20 protein-coding genes are annotated in these 16,693 nt (G+C 62.0%); 8 read left to right on the forward strand and 12 right to left on the reverse strand.

Annotated features, from left to right (window positions below):
- Positions 1 to 306: 306 nt before the first annotated feature.
- Positions 307 to 999, forward strand: coding sequence for a dynamin family protein (locus tag A39O_RS0120575; protein WP_020506557.1), 693 nt, complete (start codon positions 307 to 309; stop codon positions 997 to 999).
- Between the two features lie 349 nt (positions 1,000 to 1,348).
- On the opposite strand, the gene A39O_RS38925 is transcribed toward A39O_RS0120575, so the two are convergent.
- Both A39O_RS38925 and A39O_RS41065 read right to left on the reverse strand, forming a co-directional pair.
- Positions 1,349 to 1,642 carry a type II toxin-antitoxin system RelE/ParE family toxin gene (locus A39O_RS38925; protein ID WP_020506558.1) on the reverse strand — a complete coding sequence of 98 codons (294 nt, stop codon included), beginning with the start codon at positions 1,640 to 1,642 and terminating at the stop codon, positions 1,349 to 1,351.
- Positions 1,639 to 1,863, reverse strand: a complete 225-nt coding sequence (locus tag A39O_RS41065; protein ID WP_026199584.1) for an addiction module protein — start codon at positions 1,861 to 1,863, stop codon at positions 1,639 to 1,641. Before A39O_RS41065 ends, A39O_RS38925 begins: the two co-directional genes overlap by 4 nt.
- A gap of 448 nt (positions 1,864 to 2,311) precedes the next feature.
- Between A39O_RS41065 and A39O_RS34420 the strand changes: the two genes are divergently transcribed.
- Together A39O_RS34420 and A39O_RS0120595 are read left to right on the forward strand one after the other, a co-directional pair.
- Positions 2,312 to 3,763, forward strand: a complete 1,452-nt coding sequence (locus A39O_RS34420; protein WP_211211655.1) for a citrate transporter — start codon at positions 2,312 to 2,314, stop codon at positions 3,761 to 3,763.
- A 5-nt stretch (positions 3,764 to 3,768) separates the two neighbouring features.
- Positions 3,769 to 4,191, forward strand: a complete 423-nt coding sequence (locus tag A39O_RS0120595; RefSeq protein ID WP_040528321.1) for a universal stress protein — start codon at positions 3,769 to 3,771, stop codon at positions 4,189 to 4,191.
- Between the two features lie 98 nt (positions 4,192 to 4,289).
- On the opposite strand, the gene A39O_RS0120600 is transcribed toward A39O_RS0120595, so the two are convergent.
- On the reverse strand, positions 4,290 to 4,490 hold the full coding sequence (locus A39O_RS0120600; RefSeq protein WP_020506562.1) for a YgaP family membrane protein: 201 nt from the start codon (positions 4,488 to 4,490) through the stop codon (positions 4,290 to 4,292).
- Between the two features lie 98 nt (positions 4,491 to 4,588).
- On the opposite strand from A39O_RS0120600, the gene A39O_RS0120605 reads away from it, so the two are divergent.
- Both A39O_RS0120605 and A39O_RS0120610 read left to right on the forward strand, forming a co-directional pair.
- Positions 4,589 to 6,163, forward strand: coding sequence for a bifunctional aminoglycoside phosphotransferase/ATP-binding protein (locus A39O_RS0120605; protein WP_020506563.1), 1,575 nt, complete (start codon positions 4,589 to 4,591; stop codon positions 6,161 to 6,163).
- Positions 6,160 to 6,474, forward strand: coding sequence for a DUF3301 domain-containing protein (locus tag A39O_RS0120610; protein ID WP_020506564.1), 315 nt, complete (start codon positions 6,160 to 6,162; stop codon positions 6,472 to 6,474). The genes A39O_RS0120605 and A39O_RS0120610 overlap by 4 nt, the downstream gene beginning before the upstream one ends.
- A 45-nt stretch (positions 6,475 to 6,519) precedes the next feature.
- Here A39O_RS0120610 and A39O_RS0120615 read toward each other — a convergent pair whose 3' ends face one another.
- From A39O_RS0120615 to A39O_RS0120640, 6 genes are all read right to left on the reverse strand, one after another.
- Positions 6,520 to 7,011 carry a ClpXP protease specificity-enhancing factor gene (locus A39O_RS0120615; RefSeq protein ID WP_026199586.1) on the reverse strand — a complete coding sequence of 164 codons (492 nt, stop codon included), beginning with the start codon at positions 7,009 to 7,011 and terminating at the stop codon, positions 6,520 to 6,522.
- A gap of 41 nt (positions 7,012 to 7,052) precedes the next feature.
- Positions 7,053 to 7,655, reverse strand: coding sequence for a glutathione S-transferase N-terminal domain-containing protein (locus tag A39O_RS0120620; RefSeq protein ID WP_026199587.1), 603 nt, complete (start codon positions 7,653 to 7,655; stop codon positions 7,053 to 7,055).
- 288 nt (positions 7,656 to 7,943) lie between these two features.
- The gene (locus tag A39O_RS0120625) at positions 7,944 to 8,669 is read right to left on the reverse strand and encodes a cytochrome c1 (RefSeq protein WP_020506567.1); all 726 of its coding nucleotides are present in this window, start codon (positions 8,667 to 8,669) and stop codon (positions 7,944 to 7,946) included.
- Positions 8,666 to 9,919 (reverse strand): cytochrome b, encoded by a 1,254-nt coding sequence (locus A39O_RS0120630; RefSeq protein ID WP_020506568.1) that lies wholly within the window; start codon positions 9,917 to 9,919, stop codon positions 8,666 to 8,668. Before A39O_RS0120630 ends, A39O_RS0120625 begins: the two co-directional genes overlap by 4 nt.
- Positions 9,920 to 10,513, reverse strand: coding sequence for a ubiquinol-cytochrome c reductase iron-sulfur subunit (gene petA, locus A39O_RS0120635; RefSeq protein WP_026199588.1), 594 nt, complete (start codon positions 10,511 to 10,513; stop codon positions 9,920 to 9,922). It lies immediately after the preceding gene.
- Between the two features lie 406 nt (positions 10,514 to 10,919).
- Positions 10,920 to 11,672 carry a Nif3-like dinuclear metal center hexameric protein gene (locus A39O_RS0120640; RefSeq protein ID WP_020506570.1) on the reverse strand — a complete coding sequence of 251 codons (753 nt, stop codon included), beginning with the start codon at positions 11,670 to 11,672 and terminating at the stop codon, positions 10,920 to 10,922.
- 48 nt (positions 11,673 to 11,720) lie between these two features.
- On the opposite strand from A39O_RS0120640, the gene A39O_RS0120645 reads away from it, so the two are divergent.
- From A39O_RS0120645 to A39O_RS0120655, 3 genes are all read left to right on the forward strand, one after another.
- Positions 11,721 to 12,845, forward strand: coding sequence for a S1C family serine protease (locus tag A39O_RS0120645; protein ID WP_020506571.1), 1,125 nt, complete (start codon positions 11,721 to 11,723; stop codon positions 12,843 to 12,845).
- Positions 12,846 to 13,205: 360 nt separating this feature from the next.
- Positions 13,206 to 13,784, forward strand: a complete 579-nt coding sequence (locus A39O_RS0120650; protein ID WP_020506572.1) for a DUF302 domain-containing protein — start codon at positions 13,206 to 13,208, stop codon at positions 13,782 to 13,784.
- A 54-nt stretch (positions 13,785 to 13,838) separates the two neighbouring features.
- Positions 13,839 to 14,486, forward strand: a complete 648-nt coding sequence (locus tag A39O_RS0120655; RefSeq protein ID WP_020506573.1) for a L,D-transpeptidase — start codon at positions 13,839 to 13,841, stop codon at positions 14,484 to 14,486.
- A gap of 227 nt (positions 14,487 to 14,713) precedes the next feature.
- Here A39O_RS0120655 and phbB read toward each other — a convergent pair whose 3' ends face one another.
- From phbB to phaR, 3 genes are all read right to left on the reverse strand, one after another.
- Complete coding sequence (phbB, locus tag A39O_RS0120660) at positions 14,714 to 15,454, reverse strand: acetoacetyl-CoA reductase (protein ID WP_020506574.1); 741 nt, start codon at positions 15,452 to 15,454, stop codon at positions 14,714 to 14,716.
- Positions 15,455 to 15,634: 180 nt separating this feature from the next.
- Complete coding sequence (locus tag A39O_RS0120665) at positions 15,635 to 16,000, reverse strand: phasin family protein (RefSeq protein ID WP_020506575.1); 366 nt, start codon at positions 15,998 to 16,000, stop codon at positions 15,635 to 15,637.
- Between the two features lie 99 nt (positions 16,001 to 16,099).
- On the reverse strand, positions 16,100 to 16,564 hold the full coding sequence (gene phaR, locus A39O_RS0120670) for a polyhydroxyalkanoate synthesis repressor PhaR (protein ID WP_020506576.1): 465 nt from the start codon (positions 16,562 to 16,564) through the stop codon (positions 16,100 to 16,102).
- Between the last annotated feature and the right edge of the window lie 129 nt (positions 16,565 to 16,693).

Here is a 16,693-nt window from a genome sequence, read left to right on the forward strand (position 1 = left end):
CCTTGCCCACACTCATTCACCCTTTGCCCACACTGCGCCGCACGGCCGCCGGAGCTGGCTGAGAACGCCTGCGGCGCAACAGCAACAGATCTTTTCTTAATCGCTGCGCGGATGCCGTCTTAACGACCGCTCCGCGGTGGCTGGGGCAGCGCCAAACCGCTGCGATGAACGTCGGCACGACAACTTAAATTCGGGGGAAAACTGTCCTGGACATGGGGTCCACTATACCTGATCGAGACTAAGGGAAGGCTCGTCGATGCCGCGAGCCGTCTGCAATTCGTGATTTCGGTCCTTGGCGCTCCGGTCGTGGAGCCCCCCAAGTACCTGGCGTTCCGATACTGGTTCCGCGAAGAATTCGTCCGATTTGCAAACGAAGAGAGTCTGTACGATCGGGAGGCTGCCGCCATTTTACGATTACAGGCGGTGGAGGACGAACTGCGGCTGATCGGTCGGGTCCCCTTATTCCAGAAGAAGACGATCATCGCTGTGGCAGGCGGGTTCAGTAGCGGAAAATCATCGTTTCTCAACGCGTTTCTCGATCCGGTTACTGACATCAGACTGCCCGTCGGGCTCGATCCCACCACGGCGGTTCCCACCTATGTGACCCATTGCGACGAGACGCAGGTGGTCGGTTTTCCAGGCCACGGCGGAAGCGTGGAATTTGCGCCCGAATTGTTCGTGCGAATGAATCATGATTTTCTCCGGTCGCTCGGTTTCGACGTGCGGCGGATTCTGCCTTTTATGGTGTTGGAAAGCCCTTGGCGACAGCCACTCGAGCATCTGTGTTTCATCGATACACCGGGTTACAACCCTGGGAGTGCGGGCACAACGGTTGCGGACGATGCGACGACAGCGGAGGCACTGCTTCAGGCAGACGCCAAGCCGGAATCCGAGGTGCTGGAGATCATGGAGCCGATTCAAACGACTCTCGATCTTTACGATATCGACGTGTTGGGAATTTGCGCGTTCAGCAGTGTGGATGCTAGGGAATACGGTTAAGGTCGGCAGTCGTTCGGATATTTGACTCGGACGATTAGGGGTAAAAATCTCCTGTCCGCGCTCCTTGAAGGCAGACAACGTTTTTCGCGATCTAGTATGGCGTTTGTTGAACCACACTGAGATGCTGACCAAAGATTCATGAGTGCGAGAGCAACGCCTACGGGGGTCTACAACAGGCATCAAAATTGGGATGCGCTGCGGTGATTGTCCGCGACGGCCTTGATCGTAATCCCGGCCAACGGCATGCGTAGTCAGGGCTTCCAGCCCTGACGGTGTCAGGCCAGGATGGCCTGACTACGCACCCGGCGAGCCCAAGCGGCTGGAATCTTGATCGAGGCCTCCGCGACACTCATGCCCGGCCGCTCCAATACCCCGGTTTTCTGCTTTGGTGGGCGACCGCGACGATGCGAAGTCGCGTTCCGGTTTCGTAATAAACGAGACTATACGGAAATCGCCGCAAAGGAAATCTCCGCGTCCGGCCGCGCCACGGATTGCCGAGTTGCGGGTATTCCTGAAGCAGCGAAACCGCGTAGTCGAACTCGTCCAGAAACGACTCGGCGACCTGACGGCTCGCATGTTCCGCGTAGTAGCCTGCGGCAGCAAGAAGTTCTGCATCGGCGTCGCGATGAACTGCAACGATCATCGAATGGCCGCGCGGGCACGCGCTAAGACATCTTCAACAGGAACATCGGTCACGCTGCCGGACTCGAACTCGGCGATTCGCCGATCGACCTCGATCGCCCACGCATCTTCGACCGATGGATCGACGGCCAAACTGCTGAGCAGGCGGTCCGCCAAGTACGCGCGGTCTTCAACGGATAGTTGAAGTGCCTGTGTTTCCAGGTCTATAACGGTCGGGGACATAACGAACTCCTGATCTTCATCTCTGCTGACGTTCCGCGTCGGTCTCTTCGGGCTCGACAGATTGCACCATGTCGAGCGTACGGTGGCAAACTGCGAGCAATTCCAAATTTGGGCGGCATCGCACGACCCTTGGTGGATGCGGCGCGCGCGACCGACGAGCCGGGTCCCAGACACCCGGCGCGCCTTATCCACCCTACAGCGGAGCCGGTTTTGTAGGGTGGATAAGCGCAGCGCATCCACCATCGGCCTCGCGGCCGGCACGCCGCTGGCAGCGACCACCCAAATTTGGAACTGCTGCAAACCTGCAGCAGGCGTTGGCACAGATGCTCTGAGTCAGCATGGAGGCAGGTCGGCGCTGGTAGCAGCGACAGTCCTCACGAAAAAGAGTTCCCGCGCCCCGCCGCGCGCTTTATGATTAGGCATCTTCAATTTACCGATCGGCGGCGCCGTGCACCGTTTCACGCAACTCGATGACACCCCCTTGTCCCACCGGCTCCGAACGTCACGTCCAGCGTTGCAGGTTCTGTTGTTCCTGGGCTTGCTGATCGTCTCCGGACTCCTGCTGGCCACCGAGCCGGGTTATCGGCAGACCGACGTTCAACTCTGTATCCCAGTGGAATTCATCCTCTTCGCATTGACCCTGCTCGGTGTGGCCCTGTTCCACAATTACACCCTCCAGGTCGCACTCGGCGGGCTCGCAACGATTACCGCCTTCAAGCTCGCGTTCACCGGCTTTACCGCGGGTCCCGGACTCCTGGGGCTGGCTAGCCATCTAGGGCATGAGTGGGTGCTGCTGGCCAATCTGCTCGGCTTGCTGCTCGGCTTCGCGCTCCTGGCCCGCCACTTCGAGGACAGCCATGTCCCTGAAATTCTGCCGCGCTACCTGCCGGGCGGCTGGCTGGGCGGGTTCACCCTGCTTGCCATGATCTTCGTGCTGTCCAGCTTTCTGGACAATATCGCCGCGGCGCTGATCGGCGGCACCATCGCCGCCGGCGTCTTCCGCTATAAGGTGCACATCGGCTATCTGGTCGCCATCGTCGCCGCCTCCAACGCGGGCGGATCAGGCAGCGTGGTGGGTGACACGACCACGACCATGATGTGGATCTCCGGCGTCGGGCCGCTGGAGGTGCTGCACGCCTACGTGGCCGCCGGGACGGCCTTGGTCGTCTTCGGCATCCCCGCCGCCATCCAGCAGCATCGCTTCCAGCCGGTCATCCGGGATGTGCCGGTCGGGACCCAAGTCGATTGGACACGGGTGGGCATCGTCGCGATCATCCTGGTGGCCGCGGTCATTGCCAACTTGTTTGTCAATCTATACTTTAAAAACTTGGCCGACAGCTTTCCCTTCCTGGGAGTGGCCGTCTGGATCGCCATCCTGCTCACCAGAGGGCTGCGTGAACCCGAATGGCGCCTGTTGCCGGATACCTTCAAAGGCACCCTGTTCCTGCTGTCCCTGGTGCTCTGCGCCTCCATGATGCCGGTCGACCGGCTACCGCCCGCTTCCTGGTACTCGGCGCTGTCACTCGGGTTCGTCTCCGCGATCTTCGACAACATCCCGCTGACGGCCCTGGCGCTCAAACAGGGTGGATTCGATTGGGGTGTGCTTGCTTACGCGGTCGGTTTCGGCGGGTCGATGATCTGGTTCGGGAGTTCCGCCGGAGTCGCGCTGTCTAATCTCTATCCTCAGGCCAAATCAGTCGGGGCCTGGGTCAAGAGCGGTTGGCACGTAGTCTTGGCCTACGTCGTCGGCTTCATGGTCCTGCTGCTGACCCTGGGCTGGCATCCGCATGATGCGGCCCCGACCCAGCCGGTAGGTGCCGTCAACTCCGGCCATTCGGCCTTATTCTGCCAAGTCACCCAAGCGATCGCTGGCCCGTGCCACTCGGGCCGGGAGTCATAAAAACGATGAAATTCCTTGTGCCGATCGACGGATCCGAGAGTTCCAGACGGGCAGTCGAACATGTGATTCGGCTTGCCCGGCGCGGCGACCCGCCCGAGATCCACCTGCTCAATGTGCGCGGTCAGGTTGATGCCTGGGAGGTGCGCCGCTTCCTCAGCGACACCGAGATTGCGAAGATGCAGATCCACGAGGGCGAGGAGGAGATTCGGGCGAACTGCGCCCTGGTCGAGAGCGCCGGCTTGGCTTATCAGGTCAAGGTGATGGCGGGTCCGGTCGCCGAAACCGTCGCCCGCTATGCGGACGAACAGGGCTGCGACATCATCATCATGGGCACCCATGGGCGGGGCGGCTTGTCGAAGCTGCTGATGGGCTCAGTGGCCGGCGAGGTGGTCGAGAAGGCCAATGTTCCGGTGACCCTGGTCAAGTAGGTTCACCGGCCGGATCGCGGGATGCGATCCGGCGGATCGGTAAGGGGGACACAGGCGAGCGCGGCCATGGCCTCGCCGGTGCTGTACCCGTGCCCAGGTCAGAAGGCCGCACCAGGCTGCTTGCCCAGTTTTTTCAAGATCAAGGCCATCGGACAGAAGCCGGTAAAGGCTGACTGGAGCAAGTTGGCACCGACGAAGCCGGTAAACCACAGCCAATTGATGTTGACATACACCGCCAAGAGGACAGACAGCAGGATAAAGGCGCCAGCGACGGCGAAGACGATACGGTCGATCGACATGGAAGACTCCACTTGCATTTGAAACAACGATCGTCGGATATTAAGCGCCGCAGTTACTCACTTCAAGCCTGCCGTCGGTCGGCAAGGGGACGGACACGATGGACGCCGACACCTATCCCCGCCTGATCGCCGGACTGCTGCAACCGCAGGCCTACCCGCAACGCGCGGGCGCGACCGCCGCGCCGGTCGACCATATCGAGACCCATATTTCTCACGTCTTCCTGAGCGGGGATCACGCCTACAAGCTCAAGAAGGTGATCGACCTGGGATTTCTGGATTATTCGACGCTGGAGCGGCGGCACTTCTGTTGCGAGGAAGAAGTCCGACTCAATCGTCGACTCTCCCCGGACCTCTACCGCGGGGTGGTGGCAATCACCGGGAGCCCGGAGCAGCCGCGGATGGGCGGCGACGGTCCCGTGCTGGAATACGCCGTGGACATGGGCCGCTTCGCACAGGACACCCTGCTTACCCGGGTGACCCTGACCCCGGACTTGATCGATCGCATCGCCACGCGGGTGGCGGTCTTCCACGAGCAGATCCCGCGTGCCGATCCGCTGGGCCCGTTCGGCACACCCACGGCGGTACTCTCCCCGATGCTGGAGAACCTGCAGCAGGTCCGCGCCCGGATCCACGACCCCGCTGTTGCCGATCGACTGGACCGGCTCCGGACCTGGACGCTGGAGCGTTGGCAAACGCTCACACCGGCGATTGTGCACCGCCTCGAGACGGGGCGGGTCCGGGAGTGCCACGGCGACCTGCACCGCGCCAACATCGCCCTGGCGCATGGCGAACCGCTGTTTTTCGACGGCATCGAGTTCAATCCCGGTCTGCGCTGGATCGATACCGCGAGCGAACTCGCTTTCCTGATCATGGATCTCGAAGAAGCGGGAACGCCGGGGCTGGCTGGCCGACTGCTCAACCAGTACCTGGAACACACCGGTGACTTCGGCGCACTCGAGGTCTTGGATCTGTACAAGGTCTACCGGGCCATGGTACGCGCCAAAGTGCTGGCCATTCGGCTCGATCAGGCGGACCTGACGGCCGCGGAGCGTGCGACGGAACGCTGCGATTGTGCCCGCTATCTGGCCTTGGCAGAGTCTTACACACTCACCCGACGCCCACGCCTCCTGATCGCCTGCGGGCTGTCCGGGTCCGGCAAGAGCACGCTCGCGCGCCGCTTGAGCGAGTCTCTGCCCATGATTCACTTACGCTCCGACGTGGAGCGCAAACGCCTCTTCGGCTTGCCTGGCGAGACACGGTCGGACGCCGGCCGCGGCGCCGGAATCTATTTTCCCCAAGCGACCGCCTGGACCTACCTGCGTCTTCAATGCCTGGCCGGCGGCATCCTCGCGTGCGGTTATGATGTGGTGGTGGACGCCACCTTTCTGACTCGGGCAGGCCGCGCGACATTTCAAAACCTGGCGCGTCGATGGGAGGCTGGTTTTGCGATCATTGCCCTGATGGCGCCGCTTGGGCTGCTGCGCACGCGGGTCGCGCAGCGACTCGCCGCGGGCAGCGATGCGTCGGAGGCCAGCATCGCGGTCTTGGAGCAACAGCGCGCCGTTTGGGAGCGACCGAGCCTTGCCGAGCGTCGCAGCACCATCATCATCAACAGCACCGATCTGCCGCCGCTGCCGAGCATTGTGCGACAGATCGCCGAACTGACCCCATGACCAATCTGTTCGCCGTCTCCCTGTTATGCTTGCTGGGCTGGTTCTGGCTCGATAGCCTGCGCGCCCGCGAGATCGCCCTTGGTATCTGTCGGGCCGCGTGTGAGCAGCGTGATCTGCAGCTGCTGGATCAGGCCGTCGCCTTGCGGCGTCTGGGCCTGAGCTGGGGCGTCAACGGGGTGCGTCTGCGCCGGGTTTACCGCTTCGATTTCAGCGAGGAAGGGCTGGGACGACGCGTCGGGTATTTGATCATGCGCGGCATCGACCTGGAGGACCTGAGTTTCGGACTACCGGATCAGGCTACAGACCTGTGACCAGACCCGATCTCCGGGTCGATGGCGGACACCTGTCGTCAAAGATTACTTGACGACTTTCAGCGTCGGACCGCCCTTACCCTTGCCCGGTCCCTTGCGCGGCGGGCTTCCGGTACCCGTCGAACGGGCAGGAACACCTGGGCGCCGCTTGGGCAGCGTAGCGGCCGGGGTGTCTTCAGCCGTCGGCGCAGCGGTCTGCGCGTCGTGCTCGGAGGGGGGGAAGATCATCCCCTGGTGGTTCTCCCGGCAAAAAATGCCGACCACCGCCTCACTCGGGATCTGGATCTCGCGTGCGCTCCCGCCGAACCGCGCGTTGAACTGAATCCAGTCGTTCCCCATGACCAGCGCCTGCACGGCAGTCGGGGCAATGTTGAGAACGATCTGTCCGTCGTCGACGAAATCCGTGGGCACCTGGGTGCCTGGATAGCGGGCATCCACCAACAAGTGAGGGGTCATCTGGTTGTCCAGAATCCACTCGTAGATGGCGCGGACCAGGTAGGGTTTGGTGGAAGTCATGGACCCGTCTTCAGGGTTCATCCGGGGCTCCTGTGGCGGCTGGACCACGTCGGTTGTGCGGTTTACAGGTCGGTGACCAGTTCCCGTTCGGCCTCGGTCAGGCTGGAGCGAAACGCCTCCCAGGCGAAGATCCGCGTCATGTAGTTCCGGACCGCCTTCGCCTGATCCGGCAGTTCGATCCGCAAGGCGGGAAGTCGCCACAAGACGGGGGCAACACAGCAGTCGACCAGGGAAAATTCGTCGCTCATGAAGAACGGGTGAGCAGCAAAGACCGGCGCCATGGCGATCAGACTGTCTCGCAACTCCTTACGCGCCTTGATCTGCTCCGCCTCGACACCCTTGAAAATCCGCCCCATCATGTCGTACCAATCCCGATCGACACGGTACATGAACAGTCTGGCATTGGCGCGGGAGACGGGGTCGACCGGCAGCAATGGCGGGTGCGGGAAGCGCTCGTCCAGGTACTCCATAATGATGCGCGACTCAAAGAGGCGCAAATCGCGGTCGACCAGGGTCGGCACGGTTCCGTAGGGATTGAAGTCCAGCACCTCGACGGGAAGACTCTGGGCATCCACATCCACGACGTCCACCGCAATCCCTTTCTCGGCAAGGACCATCCTGACGCGATGGCAGTAGGGACACAGGGGATCAGAAAATAACGTCATCACTGCTCGTCTGCTTACGGCCACTGCGTTCGTTCCCTCATTCAGCGCCGAGGCTGAGCCCGGCAGCGACCGAAGAACTCCAATTGCGGGCCCTTCCGGACCGCGCAGCGTGTTAGCGACGCGGGACCGACCCAGACCGAGGCCTGAGGGTCAGTGCTCACCCTCTTACGGAAAGGGTTGGTGCGCGCATCTGCCGGAGTATACCGTGTCGGCGAGAGCACCGATGGCGCTTTTTACGAAGATGGGGAACGGCCCCCGCGAATCGGGGGCCGTGGGCGGGGCGGGACCTCAGTGCACGTCCTTCCAGAACTCCTTCTTCATGAGGTAGGCGACGATGAATAGTAGCCCCAGGAACAGCAGGACATAGAGGCCGAGACGCTGCCGCTCCAGTTGCACCGGCTCACCCGCGTAGGTGAGGAAGGCGGTGATGTCACGGACCATGGCATCGTACTGCGCCGCGTTCAGTTTGCCGCCGACGGCGGGCCCGACAGACTCCGCCATCGGTGTCCCTCCCTGATGCTCGGCCATGATCGGCTGCGCCAGGCCCTGGAGATCAGCCAGGACATGCGGCATCGCCGTGCTCGGGAACATCAGGTTATTGACGCCGTAAGGCCGGGTTGAGTCCGCGTAAAAGGTCTTCAGATAGGTGTAGACCCAATCCGGGCTGCGCCAGCGAGTCACCAGCGTCAGATCAGGCGAAGGAACCCCGAACCACTTCTCACCGTCCTCGGGACGCATGGCGTTCGTCATGGGGTCGCCGGGCTTGGCATCACCGACCAGGATGGTCTTGCGCAGGGTGATGTCATCGATCCCCAAGTCGGCGGCCATGCGGTTGTAACGCATGTACTTCAGCGAATGGCACCCCATGCAATAGTTCATGAAGTACTTGGCGCCGTTCTGCAACGAAGCCTGATCACGCAAGTCGATGTTCGCCGACAGTGTTTGCGGGCCGGCAGAGGCGAACCCGAGCGTTGGCAGCAGCGATAAAGCGAAGGCGGCTATCAGCTTTTTCATTCGGTTACCCTCTCCGGAACCGGCTTGACCTTGTCCAACTTGCTGTAGATCGGCATCAGCAGGAAGAACGCGAAATACAGTGCGGTGAAGATCTGCGCGAGCAGGGTCGACAGCGGACTCGCGGGCTGCAGGCCCAGATAAGCGAGCACGATGAAGGACACGGCGAACACGGCCAAGGCGACCTTGGTCACGATCCCCTTGTAGCGCACCGATTTCACCGGACTGCGATCCAGCCAGGGCAGAGCGAACATGATCAGGATGGCCGCGAACATCACCACCACACCCGGGAACTGCGAATCCCACATCGGAGGTATCGCCCGCAACATGGCGTAGAAGGGAGTGAAGTACCAAACCGGGGCGATATGGACCGGGGTCACCATCGGATTTGCCGGCTGGAAGTTCGGCGCCTCCATGAAGATCCCGCCGCCGGTCGGGGCGAAGAACACCACCGCGAAGAACAACGCCAGGAAGACGACGGTGCCGACGATATCCTTGACCGTATAGTAAGGATGGAAGGGGATGCCGTCAGCGGGCGCGTTGGGGCTCCAGCGATTGCCCTTGGGGCCATCCTTGATCTCGATGCCGTCCGGATTGTTCGAGCCGACCGCGTGCAGCGCGACGATGTGGACAAACACCAGACCGGCCAGGATGAAGGGAACCACGAAGTGGAAGGCGTAGAAACGGTTCAGGGTGACGTCCGAGATGACGTAGTCACCACGCACCCAGGTGGAAAGGTCTTCACCGATCCCGGGCACGGCCGCAAACAGGTTCACGATGACCTGCGCGCCCCAGTAGGACATCTGGCCCCAGGGCAACAAATAGCCGAAGAAGGCCGTGGCCATCATCGCCAGATAAATCACCACGCCGATGATCCAGAGCAGTTCCCGCGGCTTGCGGTAAGAACCGTACATCAGGGCGCGGAACATGTGCAGGTAGATGATGATGAAGAAAGCCGAAGCGCCGGTCGAATGCACGTACCGGATCAGCCAGCCCCACTCCACGTCGCGCATGATGTACTCGACGGAGGCATAGGCCTCGGCCGCCGAGGGCTTGTAGCTCATGGCCAGCCACAGGCCGGTCAGGATCTGGATCACCAGGACCAGGATCGCCAGCGACCCGAAGAAATACCAAAAATTGAAGTTTTTCGGCGCGTAGTACTGGGCGAGGTGCTCGTTCCAGACCTTGGTGGCCGGGAACCGCTTGTCGAACCAGCCCAGGACGCCGGTCGTGGTCTGCTCTTCTGCGCTCATTTAGGCGGCTCCTTGATCCTGACCCACCAGGATGGTGGTGTCGTTGAGATACATATGGATCGGGATCACCAGGTTAGTCGGCGCGGGAACACCCTTGTAGACCCGCCCGGCCAGATCGAACCGGGAGCCGTGGCAGGGGCAGAAGAACCCGCCTTTCCAACCCGCGCCCAGATCGTTCGGCGCCATTTCAGGGCGGAAGGTCGGCGAGCAGCCCAGGTGGGTGCAGATGCCGATCGCCACCCAGATCTCGGGTTTGAGCGAACGCATGGGGTTCTTGCAGTACTCGGGCTGCTGCGGGACGATCGAAGCCGGATCGACCAACTGCGAATCCAGCGTCGGCAATGCCGCGAGCATCTCGGGGGTCCGCTTGACGATCCAGATCGGCTTACCACGCCATTTGACAACCAGGAGCGCACCCGGCTCCAATTTGCTGATGTCCGCTTCCACCGGTGCGCCGGCGGCACGGGCCTTGGCGCTCGGATTCATGGACGCGACGAACGGCACGGCCGCGAAACCGGCGCCGACGGCACCGACCGCGCTGGTCGCGGCGACGAGCATCCGTCGCCTGCTGTGATTTACGCCTACTGCGCTCATATGCGACTAACCCTCGGGTGACACCAGCGCCGCCGACTCCCCTTAAGCCGACTCCACGCACGTGTTGAGATGAAAGATAAGAATGTGCAAAATCTCTGCGAAACCGACCGGGCATTCTCCGTGATCAGCGCATACGCGGTCAAGGAGAGAGCGCTGTCCTCAGCAATTCCAAATTTGGGTGGCCGCCGCCAACAGCGTGTCGGCAGCGAGGCCGATGGTGGATGCGCTGCGCTTATCCACCCTACGAAACCAGCTCCGTTGTAGGGTGGATAAGGCGCGCCGCTCGGTGTCGGGGACCCGGCACGGCGGTCGCGCGCGCCGCATCCACCAGAGGTCGCATGGTGCCGCCCAAATTTGGAATTGCTGCGCTGTCCTCTCCTGGTCCCGGTGTCTATCAGGGTACGAATCAAGCCGGGTTGTCGATCTCCAAATACCGATGAGACAGAGTAAAACGCTCGGCCAAATGCTCTCCCAGCGCCTGGACTCCAAAGCGCTCGGTGGCGTGATGACCCGCCGCAAGGAAACTGACCCCAAGCTCGCGAGCGGCGTGCGTGGTCTGCTCGGAAATCTCACCGCTCAAAAAGGCATCGATCCCGAGCGCTGCCGCGGCCTCGAGATAGCCCTGACCACCGCCGGTGCACCAGGCCACGCGCTGCACCGGCCGGTCGTCCGCGGCAACCAAAGTCCCGGTTCGCCCCAAGCGTTCGCTCACTGCCCGCGCCCAGACCTCGGGCGGCAACGCGTCCATCAGTCGGCCACACCACACCACCCCGTGACCGATGGCGGTCGGTTGCGCGTCAAGGATACCAAGTCGTACCGCCAGGGTCGCGTTATTCCCCAGCGTCAGGTGCGCATCGAGCGGCAGATGGTAGGCGATGAGGCTCATGCCGCTGTCCATCAGTGCGCGCACGCGGCGACCTTTGGCGCCGGTCAGACACGGGCTCTCCCCCCGCCAGAACCATCCGTGGTGAACCAGCAAGGCATCGGCTTGCGGATCGCAGGCCGCATCGATCAGGGCCGCACAGGCGGTGACACCGCTCACCAGCCGGCGAATCGGCCGTACACCCTCGACCTGGAGTCCGTTGGGGGCATAATCGGTAAAGGCCGCAACATCCAGTAAGGCGTCACAGTAGGCCGTCAGATCCTGGGGTTCGATCATATTCGCTCCGGTCGCCGAGCCTTGGCCCAATCGTGGTAGCTTAAAGGCATGCGCAGTTTCGGTCCAATCCCACTCCTGGTCACCGCCGTTGCCGCCGGATCGGCCGGGGCGCTGCTGACCTTGTCGCTGTCGGCACCGGCTCCGGCACGGCCAGACACCTGTACCCACCCGCGGCAGGGGGACCGTGCGTCTTACGCGACCTCATTCGCCGACGCGGTCGCGCGCGCGACACCGGCGGTCGTCAGCATTTATGCCGCACACAAATCGCAGGGGTTGCCGGCCGATTCCGGACCGGACCCACGGCCACTCCACCCACCCGGCCCGCCGCCGGCCGCACGCGCAACCGGTCTGGGTGCCGGCGTCATCCTGACGGCCGACGGCTTGATCCTGACGAATCGCCATGTGGTGCAAAGCGCCACGGGCATCCGCGTGGTCATGGCCGGCGGGAGGGTCTTGGCAGCACGCGTACTGGGTGAGGATCCCGACACGGACCTGGCCGTGCTCAAGGTCGACGCCGCTGACCTGCCGACGGTCCCACTCGGCGACCCCCGCGTCTTGCGGGCGGGCGACGTCGCGCTGGCGATCGGCAACCCGTACGGCGTCGGCCAATCGGTGACCCAGGGAATCGTCAGCGCAATCGGCCGCTCCGAACTCGGCCTCACTCCCATCGAGGACTTCATCCAGACCGACGCCGCCATCAACCCCGGCAACTCCGGGGGGGCATTGATCAACGAGCGCGGCGAACTGATCGGCATCAACACCGCGATCTACTCCGAGACCGGCACCGCCGACGGCATCGGCTTCGCCATCCCCTCCGACCTGGCCGTCGCGGTCGCCTTAACCATCGCCGAGCGGGGTCAAGTTCCGCGCGGCTGGATCGGCCTGCGCGGACGCAGCGTCACCCCAGAGCTGGCCGAAACCTTCGGCCTGCGCGCCGCCGCGGGCATTCTGGTGTCATCCACCCTGCCCGACAGCCCGGCGGCACAGGCGGGTCTGCGACCGGGCGACGTGGTCACCCGCGTCGATGAGCACCCCGTCCAAACCCCGCGTGACCTGCTGGACGCAATTGCGGGCGTCGGACCTGATCAAACCGTCTCGCTGGAGGTCTGGCGCGGCAGCGAACGACTCCAGACCCGGACCGTAACGGAGCGGCGGCCGGTTCCCGCGAAGTGAGACGGATGCCCTGGTAATCGACCCGCACCGGGTGGCAAGATCACCCTTGCCCACGACCGGGGCGGGCTCGTTGCCGATCCCGCCCTTAGTCCTGAGCGTCAGAAATAAGTTACAACGAATACTATCGTTGTCGTTGTCGTTGTCGTTGTCGTTGTCGTTGTCGTTGTCGAGTTTATGATACCCGCGAGGATTCTCTCGCACCGCCTTGTTTCGCCGTCCTTGCGTTGCAAGTAGCGCTCGGCAGCGGACTGCTCATGCCAAAGTTGAGTCGATTCTCCGATTACGACAACGACAACGACAACGAGTGTTTTCACTCGTTCTTGACTCGTTAACAAACCGCCTTACACACAAGACACAAACATGAAATTCATCAGAAACCTACTGGCCATCATCGGCCTCGCTACCGTGCTCGCGGTCGGTGCCGCCGCGCTGGGTTACGGTCAACGCCTGGCCTCCTTCGACCCTGGGTTCGCCAAGACCTATGGAGACTTTGCCCAGCGACTGTTGGCGACCGGGGACCCGGGCGTGGCGATGATGTGGGCGATCCCGGTCAAAGAGGGGTTGAGTCCCGATGACGTGATCGAGGCCATGAAAAGCATCGCCTCCGCCCGCAACTTTTTATTCGTTGGCGAGTCACCATTTTATAAGCAGATCGAGGCGATTACCGGCGAGAAGTACCGCTACGTCAACTTCCTGTCGTTCTGCGACGCCCAGGTCGGCAAGCAGATGCTGGAGTACCGGGATCAATACAGCGGTTTCATGCCCTGCCGCATCGCCCTGGTCGAGGACAAGGAGGGTCGGCTGTGGCTTTACAGCATGAACCTCGACCTGATGATCTACGGCGGCACCCAATTACCCGCCGACCTCAAGGCGTCGGCCTTGCGGGTACGCGACACCCTCCGCGCCATCATGGACGGAGCGGCGGCCGGCGAATTCTGATGTCGGCATAGCGCGCGGCGCGCGCCGCGCGGACGGACACCTGAGAACGATCCGATGCACAACCCCAAACGATTTATCCCACCGCTGATCCTGTTGACGGGCACGCTGATCAGCGCCGGCTGCGCCCATCAACCCACGGGCGCGGCCGATAGGCTGGCTCCCGAGCGGACCGATGCAGAACCCCAGACCGCGGACGACACGGCCGCGACCACAGAGAACCCGGCCGCTAACCGAGGTGAAACGGGCAAGCCCGCGGTAAAACCGGAAAAGGATCTGCGTTATCGGTTACCCTCGGGCCGAAAGCGGGCGCTCACCATCTATCTGGCTTCGCAGTCATTCGACTATGTCGAAGATGACCTGATCGTCGCCAGCGGGCAAGTCTCGACGGGGACCCCGCAGCACCCGACGCCCACGGGGGACTTTCGCGTCCTCAGCAAGGACATCAACAAACGTTCCGGGAAATACACGAATTCCTTAGACGAGAACACCCCGATGCCTTACTCGCTGCAGTTCACCGGGCCCTATTTCGTCCACGAGGGCTGGGTGCCCGGGCGTCCCGACTCCCATGGCTGCGTGCGCCTGCATTACGAGGACGCGAAACTCCTGTTCAGCCGGATGAGGGTCGGCGATCGTATCCTGGTGAAAGGAACGGGAACCGCGCGTCCCGCAAACCCCTGGCCGGATGTGTTCCCGGTATTCTAGTGTCCCTTCCCAACCTGGGAACGGCTCACGAATACGTTAAATCAATCCCTTAGGGTGGGGGGACGCCTTTGCTGTCTCGGTCGTTGTCGTTTTCCCTGGACAAAAAAAAGCCCGGCAGGGTGCCGGGCTGGAACGTCTCATTTTGAGAGAGACGAGGAGGACTCTGTTGAGTTCCTGGGGCGGCGTTCGTGTTGTTATTTGCCGCTCCCCTCAGTTCGTGAAACCAATCAGTGCATGAACAAGCCGCCGTTCACCTGGAGATTGGAGCCAGTGACATAACCATTCGCGTCCGACACCAGGAAGGCCACCGCGGAGGCGATCTCGGCCGGCTGAGCCATGCGCCGCATCGGGATGCCGCTGATGATCGAGTTACGGACCTTCTCGTCCATCGCCAGAGTCATCGGAGTATCAACATAACCGGGAGACAGGGTGTTGACTGTGACGCCCTTCGCAGCACCCTCTTGCGCCAACGCCATAGTAAACCCGTGCATACCGGCTTTGGCGGCCGAATAGTTGGTCTGACCGAACTGTCCACGCTGACCATTGACCGACGAAATGTTGACTATGCGGCCAAAACCACGATCCAACATCCCTTCCCATACCTGACGGGTCACGTTGAAGACACTGTTCAGGTTGACGCCGATAACAGCGTTCCACTGGGCCGGTGCCATCTTCTTAAAGGTTCCGTCCTTGGTAATGCCGGCGCAGTTCACCAGGATGTCGATCGGGCCGTGCTTGGCGGTGATCTCGGCAATCATGCGCGTGCAATCATCGAACGACGACACGTCACCAACGGCGATGTCGACATTCAGACCAGCGGCGACGCGCTCGGCTTTCCAGGCTTCAGCCTGAGTGGTCTCCTGCGGGATATGGTTGGCAATCACGGTCGCGCCGTCAGTCGCCAGACGCGTGCAGATCTCGGAACCGATGCCGCCAATGCCGCCGGTGACCAGTGCAATACGTGCCATTATCTCTCTCCTCCAGGTCTTTGGTTTTTGAAGTTCATCAAGCCGCCCTTGGATCGGACGACGAGTTGGGGTTACCTTTTCCCCATTTTCAACGCCTGGTCTGATCACGGACTCCGATCACGGACCAGGCGTTGAAAATGGCAGTCCCTCCGTGGACTGCACGGATGTTATCACCAGAACTCAGGCGGCGACGACACCCTTGCGCAGATCCGCGCTGACGGCGGCCATGTTCTTCTCGAACCAGGTACGATAGTCGTCGCGGGCCTGATCGGCAAGCGCCATGTTGGCCTTGGATTCGCTCACTACGCGCTCGCTCAGTTCCTTGGCGACCGCCACCTGGCCCTTCACGAACGTGCCGAAGTCCGCGGACTCGGAGGCCAGCTTCATCAGCCGGTTGCCGTGCTCGACGGACAGATTGAGCGCATCGATCTGACGCGCGGCCAGACGCTCGAAGTAGCGCAGGTTGATCTCGCCCAGGCTGGTCATCTGCGCCACGCCCTTGTTGGTGATCTCGTTGACGGTTTTCAGTGTTTCTGCAGAGGTCATTTCAGTCTCCGGCATTTTTGCTGCAATGCAGCATTTGTTGCAGTGCACAATAGTCGGAAGATCCGTACCTGTCAAGGAAGAGTTTCGCAATATTTCGAATTAACCTTTTTTCTTACGTTCCTGACCCAACGGGAAACCGGCCGCACGCATGAACTCGTCCTGGAGGTTCGACCAGAGATCCATGTTGCGCTTCGTGACGCGGGTCACCGCATCGAAGGGGCTGTCGCCCCACGCCTCGGTCAACTGCTTCTGCTGCTTGGCGAACAGGTCCAGTGAACTTTCCAGATAACGGGCGAACAGTCCCTGGACCGTGCCGCCGTAAAAACGGATGATCTGCGACAACATGTTGGCGCTGAACAGCGGTTCGCCCCCGCTCTCCTCCTCCAGCATGATCTGGAGCAGGATCGCGCGGGTGATGTCGCTGTCGTTGGCTGCATCCACCACCCGGAACTCGGCGGAGTCCATGACCAGGGCACGCACGTCCGCCAGGGTAATGTAGTGACTGAGCTCCGTATCGTACAGACGCCGGTTGGGGTACTTCTTGATAATGCGCTCGCGACTCATTGCATTTGCCTGAGTGGATGATTGCGGACCCAAGTGTACCGCAGTGCGGCAACGGGGCATCCTAACGCGGACCACCGGGTCAGTCCCAACGCGCTTGCGCAGTTACCCGGCATTCCCTGGCCGCCGCGC

The organism is Lamprocystis purpurea DSM 4197 (assembly GCF_000379525.1).
Taxonomy (GTDB): domain Bacteria; phylum Pseudomonadota; class Gammaproteobacteria; order Chromatiales; family Chromatiaceae; genus Thiodictyon; species Thiodictyon purpureum.

Bases quoted from the DNA above. Each gene is read 5' to 3' on its own strand.
- petA (WP_026199588.1), bottom strand. From the start codon at position 10,513: ATGAGCGCAGTAGGCGTAAATCACAGCAGGCGACGGATGCTCGTCGCC.
- A39O_RS0120645 (WP_020506571.1), top strand. From the start codon at position 11,721: ATGCGCAGTTTCGGTCCAATCCCACTCCTGGTCACCGCCGTTGCCGCC.
- A39O_RS0120650 (WP_020506572.1), top strand. From the start codon at position 13,206: ATGAAATTCATCAGAAACCTACTGGCCATCATCGGCCTCGCTACCGTG.
- A39O_RS0120605 (WP_020506563.1), top strand. From the start codon at position 4,589: ATGGACGCCGACACCTATCCCCGCCTGATCGCCGGACTGCTGCAACCG.
- A39O_RS41065 (WP_026199584.1), bottom strand. From the start codon at position 1,863: ATGTCCCCGACCGTTATAGACCTGGAAACACAGGCACTTCAACTATCC.
- A39O_RS0120595 (WP_040528321.1), top strand. From the start codon at position 3,769: ATGAAATTCCTTGTGCCGATCGACGGATCCGAGAGTTCCAGACGGGCA.
- A39O_RS38925 (WP_020506558.1), bottom strand. From the start codon at position 1,642: ATGATCGTTGCAGTTCATCGCGACGCCGATGCAGAACTTCTTGCTGCC.
- A39O_RS0120610 (WP_020506564.1), top strand. From the start codon at position 6,160: ATGACCAATCTGTTCGCCGTCTCCCTGTTATGCTTGCTGGGCTGGTTC.
- A39O_RS0120655 (WP_020506573.1), top strand. From the start codon at position 13,839: ATGCACAACCCCAAACGATTTATCCCACCGCTGATCCTGTTGACGGGC.
- A39O_RS0120640 (WP_020506570.1), bottom strand. From the start codon at position 11,672: ATGATCGAACCCCAGGATCTGACGGCCTACTGTGACGCCTTACTGGAT.
- A39O_RS0120600 (WP_020506562.1), bottom strand. From the start codon at position 4,490: ATGTCGATCGACCGTATCGTCTTCGCCGTCGCTGGCGCCTTTATCCTG.
- A39O_RS0120615 (WP_026199586.1), bottom strand. From the start codon at position 7,011: ATGAACCCTGAAGACGGGTCCATGACTTCCACCAAACCCTACCTGGTC.
- A39O_RS0120665 (WP_020506575.1), bottom strand. From the start codon at position 16,000: ATGACCTCTGCAGAAACACTGAAAACCGTCAACGAGATCACCAACAAG.
- phbB (WP_020506574.1), bottom strand. From the start codon at position 15,454: ATGGCACGTATTGCACTGGTCACCGGCGGCATTGGCGGCATCGGTTCC.
- A39O_RS0120630 (WP_020506568.1), bottom strand. From the start codon at position 9,919: ATGAGCGCAGAAGAGCAGACCACGACCGGCGTCCTGGGCTGGTTCGAC.
- phaR (WP_020506576.1), bottom strand. From the start codon at position 16,564: ATGAGTCGCGAGCGCATTATCAAGAAGTACCCCAACCGGCGTCTGTAC.
- A39O_RS0120625 (WP_020506567.1), bottom strand. From the start codon at position 8,669: ATGAAAAAGCTGATAGCCGCCTTCGCTTTATCGCTGCTGCCAACGCTC.
- A39O_RS0120620 (WP_026199587.1), bottom strand. From the start codon at position 7,655: ATGACGTTATTTTCTGATCCCCTGTGTCCCTACTGCCATCGCGTCAGG.